The sequence below is a fragment of the Sanguibacter sp. 25GB23B1 genome (genome assembly GCF_040012415.1).
Lineage (GTDB): Bacteria > Actinomycetota > Actinomycetes > Actinomycetales > Cellulomonadaceae > Sanguibacter.
Window position 1 is genome coordinate 82,017 of sequence record NZ_JBDYKL010000001.1, and the last position, 14,829, is coordinate 96,845.

18 protein-coding genes and 1 tRNA gene are annotated in these 14,829 nt (G+C 71.1%); 12 read left to right on the forward strand and 7 right to left on the reverse strand.

Annotated elements, in window-relative coordinates:
• Positions 1-33 precede the first annotated feature (33 nt).
• From ABKW26_RS00400 to ABKW26_RS00410, 3 genes are read right to left on the reverse strand one after another with little or no spacing between them, the layout of a single operon-like run.
• A complete protein-coding gene (locus ABKW26_RS00400) occupies positions 34-1,116 on the reverse strand; it encodes a hypothetical protein (protein ID WP_348590411.1) in 1,083 nt (360 codons plus the stop codon).
• A 2-nt stretch (positions 1,117-1,118) separates the two neighbouring features.
• Complete coding sequence (gene dcd / locus ABKW26_RS00405; protein ID WP_348590412.1) at positions 1,119-1,694, reverse strand: dCTP deaminase; 576 nt, start codon at positions 1,692-1,694, stop codon at positions 1,119-1,121.
• Positions 1,695-1,740: 46 nt separating this feature from the next.
• Complete coding sequence (locus ABKW26_RS00410) at positions 1,741-2,226, reverse strand: TM2 domain-containing protein (RefSeq protein WP_348590413.1); 486 nt, start codon at positions 2,224-2,226, stop codon at positions 1,741-1,743.
• Positions 2,227-2,301: 75 nt separating this feature from the next.
• Between ABKW26_RS00410 and ABKW26_RS00415 the strand changes: the two genes are divergently transcribed.
• The 4 genes from ABKW26_RS00415 to ABKW26_RS00430 all read left to right on the forward strand — a co-directional run bounded on the left by ABKW26_RS00415 (position 2,302) and on the right by ABKW26_RS00430 (position 4,123).
• Positions 2,302-2,375 (forward strand) — tRNA-Gly (locus tag ABKW26_RS00415).
• A gap of 198 nt (positions 2,376-2,573) precedes the next feature.
• The gene (locus ABKW26_RS00420; protein WP_348590414.1) at positions 2,574-3,101 is read left to right on the forward strand and encodes a hypothetical protein; all 528 of its coding nucleotides are present in this window, start codon (positions 2,574-2,576) and stop codon (positions 3,099-3,101) included.
• Complete coding sequence (locus ABKW26_RS00425) at positions 3,101-3,334, forward strand: helix-turn-helix transcriptional regulator (RefSeq protein ID WP_348590415.1); 234 nt, start codon at positions 3,101-3,103, stop codon at positions 3,332-3,334. The genes ABKW26_RS00420 and ABKW26_RS00425 overlap by 1 nt, the downstream gene beginning before the upstream one ends.
• Positions 3,335-3,418: 84 nt before the next feature.
• Complete coding sequence (locus ABKW26_RS00430; RefSeq protein ID WP_348590416.1) at positions 3,419-4,123, forward strand: DUF4386 domain-containing protein; 705 nt, start codon at positions 3,419-3,421, stop codon at positions 4,121-4,123.
• A 527-nt stretch (positions 4,124-4,650) separates the two neighbouring features.
• On the opposite strand, the gene ABKW26_RS00435 is transcribed toward ABKW26_RS00430, so the two are convergent.
• Positions 4,651-5,217, reverse strand: a complete 567-nt coding sequence (locus ABKW26_RS00435) for a DinB family protein (RefSeq protein ID WP_348590417.1) — start codon at positions 5,215-5,217, stop codon at positions 4,651-4,653.
• Between the two features lie 30 nt (positions 5,218-5,247).
• Positions 5,248-6,210 (reverse strand): hypothetical protein, encoded by a 963-nt coding sequence (locus ABKW26_RS00440; protein ID WP_348590418.1) that lies wholly within the window; start codon positions 6,208-6,210, stop codon positions 5,248-5,250.
• Between the two features lie 117 nt (positions 6,211-6,327).
• On the opposite strand from ABKW26_RS00440, the gene ABKW26_RS00445 reads away from it, so the two are divergent.
• On the forward strand, positions 6,328-6,930 hold the full coding sequence (locus ABKW26_RS00445; RefSeq protein WP_348590419.1) for a TetR/AcrR family transcriptional regulator: 603 nt from the start codon (positions 6,328-6,330) through the stop codon (positions 6,928-6,930).
• 43 nt (positions 6,931-6,973) lie between these two features.
• On the opposite strand, the gene ABKW26_RS00450 is transcribed toward ABKW26_RS00445, so the two are convergent.
• Entirely contained in the window at positions 6,974-7,741 is a 768-nt protein-coding gene (locus ABKW26_RS00450; RefSeq protein WP_348590420.1) for a MerR family transcriptional regulator, read from the reverse strand.
• Between the two features lie 150 nt (positions 7,742-7,891).
• Between ABKW26_RS00450 and ABKW26_RS00455 the strand changes: the two genes are divergently transcribed.
• Positions 7,892-8,662 (forward strand): phosphotransferase, encoded by a 771-nt coding sequence (locus ABKW26_RS00455; RefSeq protein ID WP_348590421.1) that lies wholly within the window; start codon positions 7,892-7,894, stop codon positions 8,660-8,662.
• Positions 8,663-8,706: 44 nt separating this feature from the next.
• Here the strand turns inward: ABKW26_RS00455 and ABKW26_RS00460 are convergent, their stop codons facing one another.
• Complete coding sequence (locus tag ABKW26_RS00460) at positions 8,707-9,381, reverse strand: HAD hydrolase-like protein (protein ID WP_348590422.1); 675 nt, start codon at positions 9,379-9,381, stop codon at positions 8,707-8,709.
• Positions 9,382-9,839: 458 nt separating this feature from the next.
• Here ABKW26_RS00460 and ABKW26_RS00465 point away from each other — a divergent pair, with 458 nt between their 5' ends.
• The 6 genes from ABKW26_RS00465 to ABKW26_RS00490 all read left to right on the forward strand — a co-directional run bounded on the left by ABKW26_RS00465 (position 9,840) and on the right by ABKW26_RS00490 (position 14,787).
• Positions 9,840-10,643 carry a DUF4397 domain-containing protein gene (locus ABKW26_RS00465; RefSeq protein ID WP_348590623.1) on the forward strand — a complete coding sequence of 268 codons (804 nt, stop codon included), beginning with the start codon at positions 9,840-9,842 and terminating at the stop codon, positions 10,641-10,643.
• Positions 10,644-10,671: 28 nt separating this feature from the next.
• The gene (locus tag ABKW26_RS00470; RefSeq protein WP_348590423.1) at positions 10,672-11,418 is read left to right on the forward strand and encodes a class F sortase; all 747 of its coding nucleotides are present in this window, start codon (positions 10,672-10,674) and stop codon (positions 11,416-11,418) included.
• Positions 11,419-11,469: 51 nt separating this feature from the next.
• On the forward strand, positions 11,470-12,051 hold the full coding sequence (locus tag ABKW26_RS00475; protein WP_348590424.1) for a sigma-70 family RNA polymerase sigma factor: 582 nt from the start codon (positions 11,470-11,472) through the stop codon (positions 12,049-12,051).
• Positions 12,029-12,805 (forward strand): anti-sigma factor, encoded by a 777-nt coding sequence (locus tag ABKW26_RS00480; protein ID WP_348590425.1) that lies wholly within the window; start codon positions 12,029-12,031, stop codon positions 12,803-12,805. The genes ABKW26_RS00475 and ABKW26_RS00480 overlap by 23 nt, the downstream gene beginning before the upstream one ends.
• A 94-nt stretch (positions 12,806-12,899) precedes the next feature.
• Positions 12,900-13,670 (forward strand): phosphotransferase, encoded by a 771-nt coding sequence (locus ABKW26_RS00485; RefSeq protein WP_348590426.1) that lies wholly within the window; start codon positions 12,900-12,902, stop codon positions 13,668-13,670.
• Positions 13,671-13,773: 103 nt separating this feature from the next.
• Positions 13,774-14,787: a LacI family DNA-binding transcriptional regulator gene (locus ABKW26_RS00490; RefSeq protein WP_348590427.1), complete on the forward strand. Its 1,014-nt coding sequence runs from the start codon at positions 13,774-13,776 to the stop codon at positions 14,785-14,787.
• Positions 14,788-14,829: the final 42 nt, after the last annotated feature.

The window sequence follows — 14,829 nt, forward strand, 5'->3', positions numbered from 1 at the left end:
ACCGAGGTCCCGGGCGGACCGAGAGCGGTCGGTTCAGACGTCCTCGGGGTCGACGAGGAAGTCGTCCTGGTCGGCGACCTCACCGCCCACGGCCTCGAACAACGCGCGCGCGAGCCGCGCGACGACGCCAGAAGCGCGGGTCCGCGAGATCTTGAGGTCGAAGGAGGGACGCTCCCGCTGCCAGTCCTCGAGGTTCTCCGGGGTCCACCGGACGACGTACGTCACAGCCCCGTCTTTCGCCCACTCGACGTCCTTGAGCGTGAGGGGTACCTGCTCCACGCCTCCGACCTCGACCGAGACGATGCCGTCCTTGCCGAGGTCGACGTGGACGCCGTACCCCGTGAGCGGGGGCGGCGACGTGAGCGCTGCGATGTCGAAGGCGTCGGCGCGCTCGTGGAGCGCCCGGAGCTGCTCGGGGGTGAGCGGGCTGTCCTCGAGTGCCGGGACCGTCCCGGTCGTGGAGGGCGGGCCCTCCCAGGGGACACCGGTCGTCGCGAGCTCGGACCGCCGGTCCGCGGTGCGGCACACGGCGAGCGCCGCCTCCGGGTCGAGCCACACGTCGGAGTAGACGGTGACGTCGACGGCGACCGCGGGGTCGGGCGTGACGATGCTCGGCTCGCCGTCGCCGACCTCGAAGCGGACCGAGCCGCCGAGGCGACGACCGACCGCGACCAGCCAGAGTGCAACACGCCACTCCTCGCGCACCGGCGACCCGGCGGCGAAGATCCGCGCGAGACCGTCCCGATCCCCTCCTCCGCGGAACGGTGCCGGTCCTCGCTCGCGCGGGCACAGGACGTCGAAGACCATCGCGACCGTGTGGTCGAAGCCGAGGGCGCTGCCGTCGTCGACCGTCGGTGCGTAGGGACCCGAGACGACCGTGTGCCGCGAGAGTCGCAGGACGCCGGGGACGAGACGGACGCCCTCGGGGGTGGGCTCTTCCGTGGGCGCGATCTCCCACCGGGCGGCGGGGAACCGCGAGAGCGCGAGCGTCTCCACCTCGGACGGGTCGACGTCGTCGCCCACGCCGAGCAGGTGCCGGACGTAGAGGTCGGCGATCGGGTGAGCAGAGGTGGCGGGCATCGGGGAGAGCTGCGGCACCGCGGAGAGGTTGTCCATGCTCAGACGTCGGTCCGGTGGAAGTTCTGGGAGGATCGCGACGCGGTCGGGCCCCGCTGTCCCTGGTACCGCGAGCCGTACCGCGCGGACCCGTAGGGGTGCTCTGCGGGCGACGAGAGTCGGAAGAAGCAGAGCTGGCCGATCTTCATCCCGGGCCAGAGCATGATGGGCAGCGTGGCGACGTTGCTCAGCTCGAGCGTCACGTGACCCGAGAACCCGGGGTCGATGAACCCGGCGGTCGAGTGGGTCAGGAGGCCGAGCCGGCCGAGCGAGGACTTGCCCTCGAGACGCGCGGCGACGTCGTCCGGGAGGGTCACCGCCTCGTACGTGGAACCGAGGACGAACTCCCCAGGGTGCAGGACGAACGGCTCCCCCGGCTCCGCCTCGACGAGCCGCGTGAGGTCCGGCTGGTCCTGCGACGGGTCGATGAACGGGTACTTGTGGTTGTCGAACAACCTGAAGTACCTGTCGAGCCGCACGTCGATGCTGGACGGCTGGATCATCTCCGGCTCGAACGGGTCGAGACCGATGCGGCCGGTGTTCAGTTCATCGCGGATGTCGCGGTCGGAGAGGAGCACGGTGCAACGGTAGCGGATGGGACATCCCGCCCCGCGGGGGCGCGGGTCAGTCGCGCAGCGGGCGTCCGGACGCGTCGCGCGAGTAGCTCCCGGTCTTGTCCGTGAGGTAGAGGATCCCCTCGATGAGGCCCCAGATGCCGCTCACCCACGAGAGCAGCCCGAAGGACAGCACGGTGATGAGGAGCATGACGACGCCGATGCCCGTGTACCCGAGGTAGAAGCGGTGCACGCCGAGGGAGCCGAGGAAGATGCCGAGGAGGCCGGCCGCCATGCGGGACTTCGCGGTCGGGTCCTGCTGCGCCCAGGGGCCGCCGGGACCGCCCGGGTAGCCCTGCGGCCCGCCGGCGTAGCCCGGCTGGTAGGGCTGCTGCTGGTATGTCTGCCCGGCACCGTACGGCGACTGGGTGTCCGGTGCGGACCCTGCGGGGGTCGGGGCCTGGGGTGCGCCGTAGGGCTCCTGCATCCATGCCGGCCGGTCGGCCGGGGGGAGCTTGTCGTGGTCGGGCTGGCTCTCGCTCGGTGTGGTGCTCACGTTCGGCGCTCCTGTTGGGTATGATCTTCTTTGCGCGCACCACCTGCTGGACGAACATGCAGGCCGGAGCGTCGTGCGGATGTAGTTCAATGGTAGAACTTCAGCTTCCCAAGCTGATAGCGCGGGTTCGATTCCCGTCATCCGCTCCACCCGTCCGACGGCCTTGAGTCGTCGCGGCCTCCTCGCTCGCCCCCTCCCCTCCCCTCGTGCGCACGTCGTGCACGTCTGCGCGCCTTCTCGCGCCTCGAACGAGTCCTCCGACATCTCGCAGGTCAAAGATTCTTGACACGTCCCGGGACTGCGCCTAGCGTGATCCGTGTCAAAGATCTTTAACACCCGGAGTCATCATGGACGAAGGCACGACCTCACCTCTCGAGGACGACGAGCGCGTCCCCATGACGATGAACGAACGCACCGCGTGGGCCTACCTCGTCACCGTGGTCGTCACCTCCGGGGCGTACCTCACGCTCATGGGCACCCGGCTCACCAGCACACCGGTCAGCCAGATCGACTGGGTCGTCCCCATGCTCTGGACCATCGGCGCGTCGGTGGTCTGCACCGTCCTGCTCACCATCCTCCTGACGATCACGGGCACGCTCGTCCGCACGATCTGGTCGGCGTGCTTCGGCCCGCGAGAGGCGTCGACACCTCTCGTGGACGTCGACACGTCCACCGACGCCCGTGACACCGACATCGACGCGATCGGTGACCGCGCCGGCCTCGGCATCCTCGGCGCCGGCTTCCTCGGCGCGCTGGTGCTGGCGATGCTCGACGCCGACACGTTCTGGATCGGCAACACCCTGTTCGCGTTCGGCACCCTCGGCGCGATCGTGGAGTCCACGACGAAGCTCCGCATCTACCGACGCGGCTTCTGATGGGACCCCGACCCACGCAGGTCACCAACTCGATCCGGACGCTCCGCACAGAAGCGGGAGGGATGACCCAGGCCGACCTGGCCCGACGGATCGGCGTGACCCGCCAGACCGTCATCGCCATCGAGCACGGGCGGTACTCCCCCTCGCTGGAGCTGGCGTTCCAGATCGCACACGTCTTCGGCCGGCCGCTCGACGACGTCTTCCAGTACGTGGCCCCCGCCACCGGTCCCTGAGACACACCCGCTGCTGCTCCACCGGGTCGCCGAGAACGGCGACGCGTCATCCCTGCCTGCCCGCACACCATCGAAGGAGCTCTCATGACCACAGTGAAAGGCACGGCTCGACTCACGGGCCTGGCCTACCTCGGACTCGCCGTCTCCGGCATGCTCGCCTTCCTGCTCATCCGCGAGCAGCTCTACGTGCCGGACGACGCGGCCGCGACCCTCGCCAACCTCGAGTCGCGTGCCGGGCTCGCTCGCGTCGGTGTCGCCGCCGACCTCACCGTCGTGCTCACCCAGTCGCTGGCAGCCCTGGGCTTCTTCCGGCTGTTCCGACCCGCGGGGTCCTTCGCGGCGGGCGCGATCGCGGCGTTCGGTCTCGTCAACGCCGTGATCATCCTCGTCGCGACAGCGTTCTCCGCCACAGCGCTGGACGTCGCGCTCTCCGACACGCTCTCGGTCGACGACCGTGCCGCGTCGGCACAGCTCTTGTACGACCTCAGCGGCGCTGCGTGGGACGTCGGCGGGCTGTTCTTCGGGCTCTGGCTCCTGCCGATGGGATGGCTGGCCTGGCGCTCGGGCTCCATGCCACGGCTGCTCGGCTGGGCCCTTCTCGTCGGGGGCGTCGGGTACATCCTGAGCACCTACGTCCACGCTCTCGTGCCCGACATCGGGTCGTGGTCCGCCGCCCTCACCGTCCCCGCGTCCGTCGGCGAGTTCTGGATGATCGGGTACCTGCTCTGGAAGGGGGTCCGCCCACCGGCAGAGGTCCGCACGGCTGCTGAGGCCACGGTCGGACGGTAGAGCGGGCAGAGGTCCCTCGGCGCATGCACCGAGGGACCTCCTGATGGCCGCTGGTCACCACGGGTGCGGTGACGTCCAGACCAACACCCTCGACACCGCGCAACGCTGCAGCTCGGTACCGTCGTCGATCCTCGGCTGAGCCGGTCACCCCGGTGGTGCGTCGTCTCGAGCGCGGTACCTCTCACGGCCGTGCGACCGTCCGGTCCGGACGCGCCCTGCGTCGTTGCCCACAGCCCGCCGGCACCGACGGACCTAGCCGCGGGGCCGAAGAGAAGACGCGCCGTTCTCCGGAGGATCCGGACATCGCCGGCGGTCGCTCACGGGTTTCCCCCCGCTCCCGAGCCCGCCGGGTCTGTCTCTCCCACAGTTGTAGACCTGCGTCACCGCTGCCGCAAGGGGATCTTGTCCCCCTTCTGGCGCGAGATCCTTCCCACAGCGTTGTCCACAGGTTGTGCACCGGGAACGTCCACAGACACACACCCCTGTGGACAAGATCTGTGGATAACTTGGGTGAGAAAAAGGAGCCGTCAGGCGTCGGCGCCGTCCAGGTCGTGCACGTCACGCACGCCCTCGACCACGTCGTGCACGTGGTGCACCACGTCGTGCAAGAAGTACTGCCCGAAGGTCAGCACGGTGAACTCCGACCCGTTGGACCGGAGCCCGGTCCGCGAGACCTGGCTCGGCTGGACCGCGTCGAAGAGGCCGGCCACCGCGCGCCCGGACTCCTCGAGCTCGACGGCGACGGTCATCGGGTCCAGCGACGGGTAGTCCGCCGCCTCGGCGGCCGCGTCCTGGTCCCAGTCGTCGAACGTGGGGTGGTCCTCGCGGAGCATGAGCGCGAGCCGCTCGGCGAAGAGCCGGAACACGTCCCGGACGTGCGCCGCGTACTCGAGCGTCGACCAGGTGGTCGCGTCGGGCCGCACGCGCGCTCCGGGGCTCATGAGCGCGACCGTCCACTGAGGAATGCCGGCCCGGACCGCCGGGCCGATCTGGCCGATGGTCACGTCGGCGGCGACGAAGCCGCACTCGGGGCACGGCGTGCCGAGCACCCAGGTCCAGTCCTTGGTGTCGGGAGGAATGCGATTACCAGCCATGACTCTTATGGTAACTACGGCGATCGATCCCTACCCGAGATATGAGGCGTCCCTCATGAATCCACCCTCGTCCACGACGATCCCGGCGACCGCGGTGTGCAGCGCCTGAGTCACCTTGTTCACGAGCGGTGCCATGCGGGTGCGTGCGATCGAGTACAGCTGCGACGGCAGCTCGAGGCCGTACTCCTCCTCGGTGCCCGGGTCCCACCGCACGCGGTACGCGAACGGCCCTGAGTCTCGCCACGGGACCGTGCTCAGCACGAGCGGGAGCGAGTCCGTCCGGTGGAACCCGACCGTGACCGAGCCGTCGTACGGCGTGTCGGCGCGGAGCCAGTACTCCTGCGGCCCGTCGAGCGTCGCCGTCGTCGCAGCGAGCTGCGCCTGGACAGCGACCGTGCGGACGAGGGCGAGGGCCTTCTCCGCAGTGAGCGCGTAGGGGCTGAAGAGCGAGAGGTTGACGGCAGCCTGGGGGTCGGGGACGACGGGCACGCCGTCGCCGTCGACGAGCACGGCTCCCCGGGCGTGGCGGGCTGCAGCGACGAGCCAGCGTGCGACGAGGAGCTCGTCGCCCACAGGCTTGCCCCGCGGGAAGGCACGAGCGATCTCGTCCTGCGGGTCGACGTCACGCGTCGGGGCCGCACGGCCGGGACCGCCCTCGACGTGGACCGCATAGGCGCTCGAGCGTCGCGACGGAAGGTCGAGGGCCTGCGTCTGGGCGGCCGTGAGCGGGTAGGGCCCACGGAGCGTCACGCCCGGAGCGAGGACCATCTCGCCCGGCTGGGCGACCGGGGCCTCCTGGACCATTCCGCGGAAGCGAGCGCCGCCCAAGGGCTTCGGACGTGCGGCCCGAACTTCACCCACCGGCTCACGGACCCACCGTGCCTCGGCGAACCAGGCGCGGGCGAGCACAGCGACGTCGATCGTCGACGGCAGCGCGAGGACGTGGTCGGACGCGTGCTGTGCGGGGACCACCGCGCTCAGGAGTGCCGTCATCTTCCTGACGCTACGGCGTGAAGAATGCCGTCGTGTTTCGTCCAGGAAAACACCAGAGGACACGAAGGAAGGTCAGCCTTCCATGCGTGTGCTGACACAAGGTGGAACACTGTCACAATGCCGAAGATCATTGGCGGTTCCCTCCACGAGCACCGCGAGCAGACTCGCCAGCGACTCTTCGCCGCCCTCTCCGCGCTCATGGCCGAGCGCGGCTTCGACGCGATCACGTTCGCCGAGATCGCGGCCGCCGCAGGTGTCGGGCGCACAGCCGTCTACAACCACTTCTCGGACAAGGAAGCCCTGCTCATGGGCTTCATCACCTTCGAGACGACACGCTACGTCGAGACGTTGCACCGCTCGCTCGAGGGAGTGGACGACCCGGTGCAGCGGCTGCGCACGTACGTCCAGGCCCAGGCCCGGCTCACCCGCGTCTTCCACGTCGCCCCTGGACCCGACCTGCGGACGGTGCTCTCCCGCGGCACCCAGCAGCGCCTCCGCGAGCACGCCGTCCTCGTCGAGGACATCCTGCGAGACATCCTCGCCGAGGGCATCCGGCGCGGCGAGCTCCCGGACCAGGACATCGCGACGTCCGTCGCCCTCGTCAACGCGTGCCTCTCCGGCCGCGCGCTCCCCGAGGAACCGGTCGCCCGGGCCCGCGCGATCTCCGCGACGGAGGCGTTCGTGCTGCGCGCCGTGGGCGCACTGTCCGTCGCCGCCTGAGCGCAGACCGCTCTCCACCGCGGCCCGACGACCGGCGCTCCGCTCAGAGATCGGTCTCGGCGAGCACGAGCATCGCGTCCCGCACGAGGACCGCCGTCCCTGTCCCGTTGCGGTCGTACGTCGCGGTGAACCGTGGGTCGTCCACGTACATGTGCGCGAGACCCACGAAGTACTCCTTCGTCATCGGCGCCCCGGTCGTCGCCTCGGCCGAGGTCGCGAGCCACGCGAGCTGACGGCGCGCGACGGCCTGGACCTCCGGGCTCTCGGGCGCGAGACCAGCAGCCCGCGCCCGGCCGAAGTCGGTCCCGATGTCGTGCTGGGTCTGGAGGAACGCGTCCTTGTCCGCCTGGCTCAGCGAGCGCCACCAGCCCGCGCTCCGCTCGGCCGCCTCCGCCCCCCAGCGCTCCTGGACCTCTCCTGCGTACTGCGTGTGGTCGAACCCGTCGAACATGTCCTGCGCCATGGGTGTCTTTCCCTTCTCGAGTGCGGTGATGGTGGCCTGGACGGCGGCCACCTGCCGAGCGACGCGATCCTGCTCCGTGCGCAGCCACCCGAGGTGGGCACCGAGCGCACGGACCTCGTCACGCTCGGAGTCGAGCGCCTCGGCGATCGCCGGCAGGCCCAGGCCCAGCTCCCGGAGCAGCAGGATGCGCTGCAGCCGGACGAGAGCACGGCCGTCGTAGTAGCGGTAGCCGTTGGTGCCTGTGCGGCTGGGAGCCAGGAGCCCCACGTCGTCGTAGTGACGCAGCGTGCGGCTCGTGGTCCCGACCATCCGGGCGATCTCCTGGATGGACCAGTCCTTCGTCGTCATGACTGCCACGCTAGAGGTTGACGCAGCGTCAAGGTCAAGGGGTTCGTCCATCGACGTCCGCCGGCTTCCTGACCACGCACATCACGGTTCGGTGCAGCGCGCGAGCGGACGGAGTTTTTTCACCCGCGACTTTGGGGGCAAACTGTGCTCATGAACGCGTCCGAAGAGATCCTCACCGGCGGCAACGTCGCCGACGTCGTGGTTCTCGTGCGTGACGACGTCCTCGGAGCGACGGTGCGCAAGCCCGCCACCCCCGCGACCCCCTCCGTGCACGCCTTCCTCGTCCACCTGGCGAACGTCGGCTTCCGCGGCGCACCGCGCTCCTTCGGGATCGACGAGCGCGGACGGCACGTCGTCGAGTACATCCCCGGCGTCATGGCCGACACCATGGGCCCCATGTCCCACGACGAGCTCGAGCGCCTCGGTGTCCTCGTCCGCGACCTCCACGACGCGTCCGCCACCTTCGAGATGCCCGAGGACGCGCACTGGGAGGTCGGCATCCCCGCCCCCACCGACGAGCTCGTGTGCCACCACGACCTCGCCCCGTGGAACCTCGTCCGCGACGGCGACCGATGGGTCTTCATCGACTGGGACGGTGCCGGCCCGGGCTCACGCCTCTGGGACCTCGCCTACGTCGCCCACGGCTTCCTGCCGCTGAGCCCCGGCGGCGACCCCGCGGTCGACGGTCCGCGCCTGCGCACCCTCGTCGACGGGTACGGCCTCAGCGCCGCACAACGTCCGGACCTCGTCCAGCAGACCGCCGACCACACGCGGGGCATGTACGACCTCCTCGTGGACGGCGCACGCACCGGCACCGAGCCGTGGGCGACGCTCCATGCAGCCGGGCACGCCGACCACTGGGGACCGGCCGCCGACTACATCAGCCGCCACCGCGGGGACCTGCGAGCGGCACTCCGGTGAGCGCGACCACCCTGGACCCGGACCGTCGGCACCGAGCCCGTCCCTCAGCCGCAGACCCGGGAGACGAGCTCCGCCGGGGTCCGGACGACTGCGGCCGGTGCGGCCTCGGCCAGCTCGTTGGGCGCCGCATAGCCCCACCCCACCGCGATCGTCTCGATGCCGTGGACCCGTGCCCCGAGGACGTCGTGCTCACGGTCGCCGACCATCGTCACCCGCGCGAGGTCAGGCAGCCCGCCCTCCGAACCGTCGACGGTCTCCAGCGCGTAGCCGACGACGTCCGCCTTCGTGCTGCGGACACCGTCGAGCGACGCGCCGCAGATGTGCTCGAAGAGGTGGTCCAGACCGAAGTGCTCGAGGATCTGGCGCGCGAACACCTCCGGCTTCGAGGTCGCCAGCACGCACCGCACGCCAGCCGCCCGCAGCTCTGCGAGCGCGTCGGCCATGCCCGCGTACACGCTGTTGTCGAACAGCCCGGTCACGGCGTAGACGCTGCGGTAGGCGGTCACGAACTCGGCCACGCGGCCCGGCTCGATCCCGTGGCGCAGGACGTTCTCCTCGATCGGTGGCCCGACGAACCGGCGGAGGTCCTCGTCGCTCGGGCGCGGCACCCCGAGGGTGTCGTACGCGTGCTCGATGGACGCGACGATCCCGGGGGCCGAGTCCGTCACGGTGCCGTCGAGGTCGATGAGTGCAAGGTCGAAGAGAGGGTCGGAAGACATGTCGCGATCCTCTCACCGGCTCGAGACGTTATGCTTTCGTGATCATTCACCCGGCCCCGGCCGGGAGAGACCGCTCCACCTGTCACAGCACGACCGGACAACGCTCTATCAGACACCGCTCCACCAGACACCGAGGTCACGGACCGAGTCGTCGATCAAGAGAACGAGGAAGCACATGACCCACCTGCCCGACTGGACGATCCGCGACATGAGCGACGGGTCCGCACTGGAGTTCGGCGAGGGGATGGCCGTGCTCGAGCTCACCCTCGAAGGCCTGGAGTCGCTCCGGACCTGAGAAAGTCCTCGACAGGTGCATCCAGAGAGGTGCCTTCGAGAGAAGTACGGGGTGTCAGCTCAGCTCGGCCCGGTGTGTCACCACCGGGCCCACACACCCTGGAGAAGTCATGCGAACCTCGAAGCGCGCAGCAGGAATCCTCGCCACCGGTGCAGCGACAGCGATGGTCGGGCTCGGCGCACTCGCCGTCCCCGCCCAGGCGGACAACCACGTCGCCCTGCTCTCGGTCCTCCACGCGGTACCGGACCTCACCGTCGACGTCTGGGTCAACGACGAGCTCACACTCGACGACTTCGCGCCCGGCGACCTCGCCGGCCCGCTGGAGCTCCCGGCAGGCACGTACTCCGTGGCGATCACCGCGTCCGACGCGGTCGACGCGAGCGCGCCGGCGATCGGTCCGGTCGACCTCGCCCTCGAGGCCGGGATGAACTACACCGCGGCGGCCCACCTCGACGCGGCCGGTGCACCGACCGCGACGCTCTTCACCAACGACATCTCGACGACCGCGCCCGGCGAGGGCCGGCTGACCGTCCGTCACGTCGCGGCCGCACCGGCCGTGGACGTCCTCGCAGGTGGCACCGCTGTCATCTCGGGGCTCACGAACCCCGCGGAGAACGTCCTCAACCTCCCGGCGGGCACCGTCTCGGCCTCCGTCGCGGCGGCAGGCACCACCGCACCCGTGATCGGCCCGGCCGACGTCAACGTGGCGGAGGGCGTCAACACGATCGTCTACGCCTGGGGCAGCCTCGAGGCAGGCAACCTCGCGCTCGCCACACAGACCATCGAGGGCCTGCACTCCAGCCCGTCGGGCGTCCCCGCCGGTGAGGTCGGCCTCGCCGACACCTCCGGCTCCTCGGTGAGCCCTCTCGGCGTGGGCATCGGCGGCGCCATCCTCGCCACCGTCCTCGGTGGTGCGCTCCTCGCTCGTCGGGGGACGCGCGAGACCGTCCGCGCCGACCAGCGCTGACCCGCTCCGACACGTCAGGTCACAGGTCATGAGAGCTGTCCCACCTGACGAGCCGCTCGGTGCAGCGGGCCCGGCGCCTCGACCCCTCTCCGGAGCGGGTCGGGGCGCCGGGCCTGTGCCCGCCGTCCGCCGGCTCGTCCTCGCAGGACTCGTCGCCGTGCTCACGGTCGCCGCGTGCTCCGCCCCCACGGACCCCGCACAGACCGGGGACGCCACCGTCTCGGCGACGGACGAGACGACCACCGCGTTGCCGGACGCCACCCCGCCTCCGGCCTCCGTACCGGACGTCCCGGTCCGTCCCGCGACCGGGCAGCCCGCACCCGCGGCACCGCCGCCCGTGTCCCTCGCGATCGCCGACCTCGGCATCGCGATGCCGGTCGACCCCGTAGGCGTCGAGCCCGACGGCGCCATGTCGCTGCCCGAGACCGGGGAGCGCGCCGGCTGGTACCGGTACGGCCCGGCACCCGGCGGAGAGACCGGCGCGGTCGTCGTGGCCGCGCACGTCGACACCCGGGCGACCGGGCTCGGCGAGTTCGCCAAGCTCGTCGACATCCAGCCCGGTGCCCAGATCGTCCTCGTCGACTCGGCAGGGACGAGCTTCACGTACACCGTCAGCACGACCGAACGCATCGCCAAGGCCGACGTCCCGCTCGACCAGGTCTTCGACCGGGCCGGGGACCGCCGGCTCGTCCTCGTGACCTGTGGTGGAAACTTCGACCGCGAGACAGGACACTATGTGGACAACGTCATCGTCACAGCACTTCCGGCGGCATGACGATGACCGCGCGGACGACGAGGACACCACCCCGCACCCAGAGGAGAGCATGTGAGCGTCCCCCCGGGGGTCGACGTGGACACCCAGCACGAGCTGGGCGCCGCCTTCGCGAGCGGCGACGAGAACGCGCTCGCCGAGGCGTACCGGCGGTGGTCCACGCTGGTCCACACGGTGGCGCTGCGCTCGCTCGGGAGCACCGCCGACGCCGAGGACGTCACCCAGCAGGTGTTCGTCGCGGCCTGGCGCGGGAGGGACGGGTTCGACCCGGACCGGGCACGGCTCTCCACCTGGCTCATGGGGATCTGCCGCAACAAGATCGCCGACACCCATGAGGCACGGTCCCGGTCCCGCAAGTCCGAGGCCGCTGCTGCGGTCCTGGCCCCCGACCTCGTCGGGGCCCGGGAGTCGGACGCCGACACCGTCGCGAACCGCGTGCTCATCGCCGACGAGCTCGACCGGCTCGGGGACCCGGGCCGGACCATCCTGCGGCTCGCGTTCTTCCGTGACCTGACGCACGTCGAGATCGCCGAGGAGCTGTCGCTCCCGCTCGGTACGGTGAAGAGTCACGTCAGGCGAAGTCTGACCCGCTTGCGAACACGATTGGAGGTGGATGGTGCAGCACGTCGATCCTGAGACCCTCGCGCTCCTCGCCCTCGGCGAGACCGAGGAGACCGCTGCGAGCGCCGACGAGCGCGACCACCTCTCCGCGTGCCCGCAGTGCACCGAGGAGATGGCGGAGCTCGCCGTCGTCGCGCAGACCGGTCGCGCCCTGACGCCCGAGGACACGATGGTGCCACCCGCACCAGCCGTCTGGGACCGCATCAGCGCGGAGCTCGGTCTCGGCCAGGCGGCAGCCGCGGAGCAGCCGGCCGCTCCTGCGCCCGACCCAGGACCGGTCGCAGCAGCCGTTCCCAGCCTGACGGAGCGCCGCGAGCGGCGACGCGGTGGCCTCGCCCAGGTCCTCGTCGCCGCGTGCGTCGCGCTCGTCCTCGGCGTGACCGCGGGCGTGCTCTGGGAGCGCCGTGACACCACGCCCGAGGAGGTGCCTCTCGCGAGCGCGCGGCTCGACGCGCTCCCGGGCTGGACGGACGCGAGCGGTGGGGCCCGCATCGAGCAGACGGAGACCGGTGCCCGGCAGCTCGTCCTCGACGTCACCGCCCCCTCGTCCGAGGGCGGGTACCGCGAGGTGTGGCTCATCGCCGACGACCTCAGCGGGCTCGTGAGCCTCGGCATCCTCGAGGGCTCGGAAGGACGTTTCGACATCCCGGCAGGGCTGGACCTCGCCGAGTTCTCGCTCGTCGACGTCTCCGAGGAGCACTTCGACGGTGACCCGACCCACTCGGGCGACTCGGTCGTGCGTGGTGCCCTGGAGGGTCAGCAGGCCTGAACCGTCTGGCTGGCTCTGCTGGGCTGGCCGGCCTGGCTGGGCTAGCCGGCCCGGCCTGGCCCGGCCCGGCTCACCAGGGTGCATCATGGGGGCCATGACCGGGAGCTCATGGATCGGCCTAGCGCGCCGCGCGGCAGCACGCTTCGACCTCAGCGACGAGGTGACCCCGCTCGGCGGGGCGACCGGGCAGGTGTTCGCCTGCGGCGGGCACGTGCTGCGCACCGGGTGGTCGGCAGTCCTCGACGTCGAGCTCGTGGCAGCCCAGGCTGCGGCGTCGGTCGTCCCGGTCCCCTCGCTGCTCGACCGGGTGGACGATCCCGCGACCGGGAGGTCGGTGGTCCTCCAGCGGATGGTCGCCGGGACGACGGCCTACGTGGACGAGAGCTCCGGCACACGTCGAGCGCGTCGTCGAGGCGAGGCCTGCGGACAGGTGCACCGCGCCCTCGCTCAGCTGGCCGCGCCCTCGGGCCTCCCGGTGGCCCACGAGCAGATCGGCGCTGCGAACCTCCTGCACCTCGACCTCCACCCCTTGAACATCCTGCTCGACGAGGACGACGAGGTCACCGCCGTCCTCGACTGGACGAACACTGCCTCCGGCCCACCCGACCTCGACCGCGCCCGCACGGTGACCGTCCTGCACCTCGACCCGCACGCCCGGCCGCTCGTGGGCGCCCCCTCGTGGGAGGCTTTCGTGGACGGCTGGACGCGGTCGGCCGGCCTCGGAGACGTCTCCCCCGACGCGCTCGCCTGGGCCTGCCGGTACATGCTCGACGACCTCAGCGCCCGGCATGACGCCGCAGAGTTCGCGCACGTCGCGGCCGTGCACGCGCGAGCCGTCGCGGGCGAGGTCGTGCTCACCGGTTGACCTGGGGGGCTTGTGCACCTCACCTACCGCTGTTATGTTTTTCGAAGCGCTTCGACGTCGAAGCGTTTCGACATACACCGCGGTATGGACGGAGGCTCTCCCGATGACGACCATCCACGACGTCGCGCGCATCGCGGGCGTCTCCATCAGCACCGTCTCCTACGCCCTGAGCGGCAAACGCTCGATCGCGGAGTCCACCCGGCGCCGCGTCGAAGAAGCAGCCCGCCAGCTCGACTACCGGCCGAACGCCGGTGCCCGCATGCTCGCCGGGAACCGCACCTACATCCTCGCCGTGACCGAGCCGCTGCGCGCCGACACCTACGCGCCCGCCCACATGGCCTTCTTCCTCGCCGTCGCCACCGCCGCCCGCCGGTACGACTACGACATCCTCCTGCTCACCCAGGAAGAGGCCGCCGCCGGCCTGCGCCGCGTGACGGCGAGCCGGCTGGTGGACGGGTTCATCGTCCTCGACGTCGCCTCGCGGGACGAGCGCACCGAGCTGGCGCGCACCCTCGGCATCCCCTCCGTGTTCGTCGGCGTCCCCGACGACACCGAGGGCCTCGTGTGCGTCGACCTCGACTTCGAGGCGGCCGGCGCGCTCGCGGTCGACACCCTCGCCGACGCCGGGCACCGCGTCGTCGGCCTCCTCGGCCACCCCCAGGGCGTGTACGAGCACGGCTCGAACTTTCCGCCGCGACTGCGCGACGGGTTCCTCCGGCGGGCGGCCGAGCGCGGCCTCGAGGCCCGGTTCGCGATGCCCGACGCCGACGCCGTGCGCACCGGGGAAGCCCTGGACGCCCTGCTCGGACCGGAGGAGAACCTCACCGGCCTGGTGATGCACTGCCAGGAGAGCGTCCAGTCGGCCGCTCTCGACAGCCTGCGCGAGCGTGGGATCCGGATACCGGACGACCTCTCCGTGATCGTCGCGGCGACGACGCTCGACACCAGCCGGCTCGATCCCCCGATCGACGCCGTCCCTCTCGTCCCGGCGCACAGCTGCGACCGGGCCGTCGAGCTCGCCATCGAGCAGCTCACCGAGGTGGTCGAGCCGCGCGTCGAGCTCATCGCCCCCACCTACACGCCGTTCGGCTCGGTCTCCCCGCGCCCCACGGCCTGACACCCCCGGCACGAGGAAAGGACCTTCTCGCACCCACTTTCG

Bases quoted from the DNA above. Each gene is read 5' to 3' on its own strand.
- ABKW26_RS00400 (WP_348590411.1), bottom strand. From the start codon at position 1,116: ATGGACAACCTCTCCGCGGTGCCGCAGCTCTCCCCGATGCCCGCCACC.
- ABKW26_RS00420 (WP_348590414.1), top strand. From the start codon at position 2,574: ATGGACGAAGGCACGACCTCACCTCTCGAGGACGACGAGCGCGTCCCC.
- ABKW26_RS00425 (WP_348590415.1), top strand. From the start codon at position 3,101: ATGGGACCCCGACCCACGCAGGTCACCAACTCGATCCGGACGCTCCGC.
- ABKW26_RS00430 (WP_348590416.1), top strand. From the start codon at position 3,419: ATGACCACAGTGAAAGGCACGGCTCGACTCACGGGCCTGGCCTACCTC.
- ABKW26_RS00435 (WP_348590417.1), bottom strand. From the start codon at position 5,217: ATGGCTGGTAATCGCATTCCTCCCGACACCAAGGACTGGACCTGGGTG.
- ABKW26_RS00440 (WP_348590418.1), bottom strand. From the start codon at position 6,210: ATGACGGCACTCCTGAGCGCGGTGGTCCCCGCACAGCACGCGTCCGAC.
- ABKW26_RS00445 (WP_348590419.1), top strand. From the start codon at position 6,328: ATGCCGAAGATCATTGGCGGTTCCCTCCACGAGCACCGCGAGCAGACT.
- ABKW26_RS00450 (WP_348590420.1), bottom strand. From the start codon at position 7,741: ATGACGACGAAGGACTGGTCCATCCAGGAGATCGCCCGGATGGTCGGG.
- ABKW26_RS00455 (WP_348590421.1), top strand. From the start codon at position 7,892: ATGAACGCGTCCGAAGAGATCCTCACCGGCGGCAACGTCGCCGACGTC.
- ABKW26_RS00460 (WP_348590422.1), bottom strand. From the start codon at position 9,381: ATGTCTTCCGACCCTCTCTTCGACCTTGCACTCATCGACCTCGACGGC.
- ABKW26_RS00465 (WP_348590623.1), top strand. From the start codon at position 9,840: ATGGTCGGGCTCGGCGCACTCGCCGTCCCCGCCCAGGCGGACAACCAC.
- ABKW26_RS00470 (WP_348590423.1), top strand. From the start codon at position 10,672: ATGAGAGCTGTCCCACCTGACGAGCCGCTCGGTGCAGCGGGCCCGGCG.
- ABKW26_RS00480 (WP_348590425.1), top strand. From the start codon at position 12,029: ATGGTGCAGCACGTCGATCCTGAGACCCTCGCGCTCCTCGCCCTCGGC.
- ABKW26_RS00485 (WP_348590426.1), top strand. From the start codon at position 12,900: ATGACCGGGAGCTCATGGATCGGCCTAGCGCGCCGCGCGGCAGCACGC.
- ABKW26_RS00490 (WP_348590427.1), top strand. From the start codon at position 13,774: ATGACGACCATCCACGACGTCGCGCGCATCGCGGGCGTCTCCATCAGC.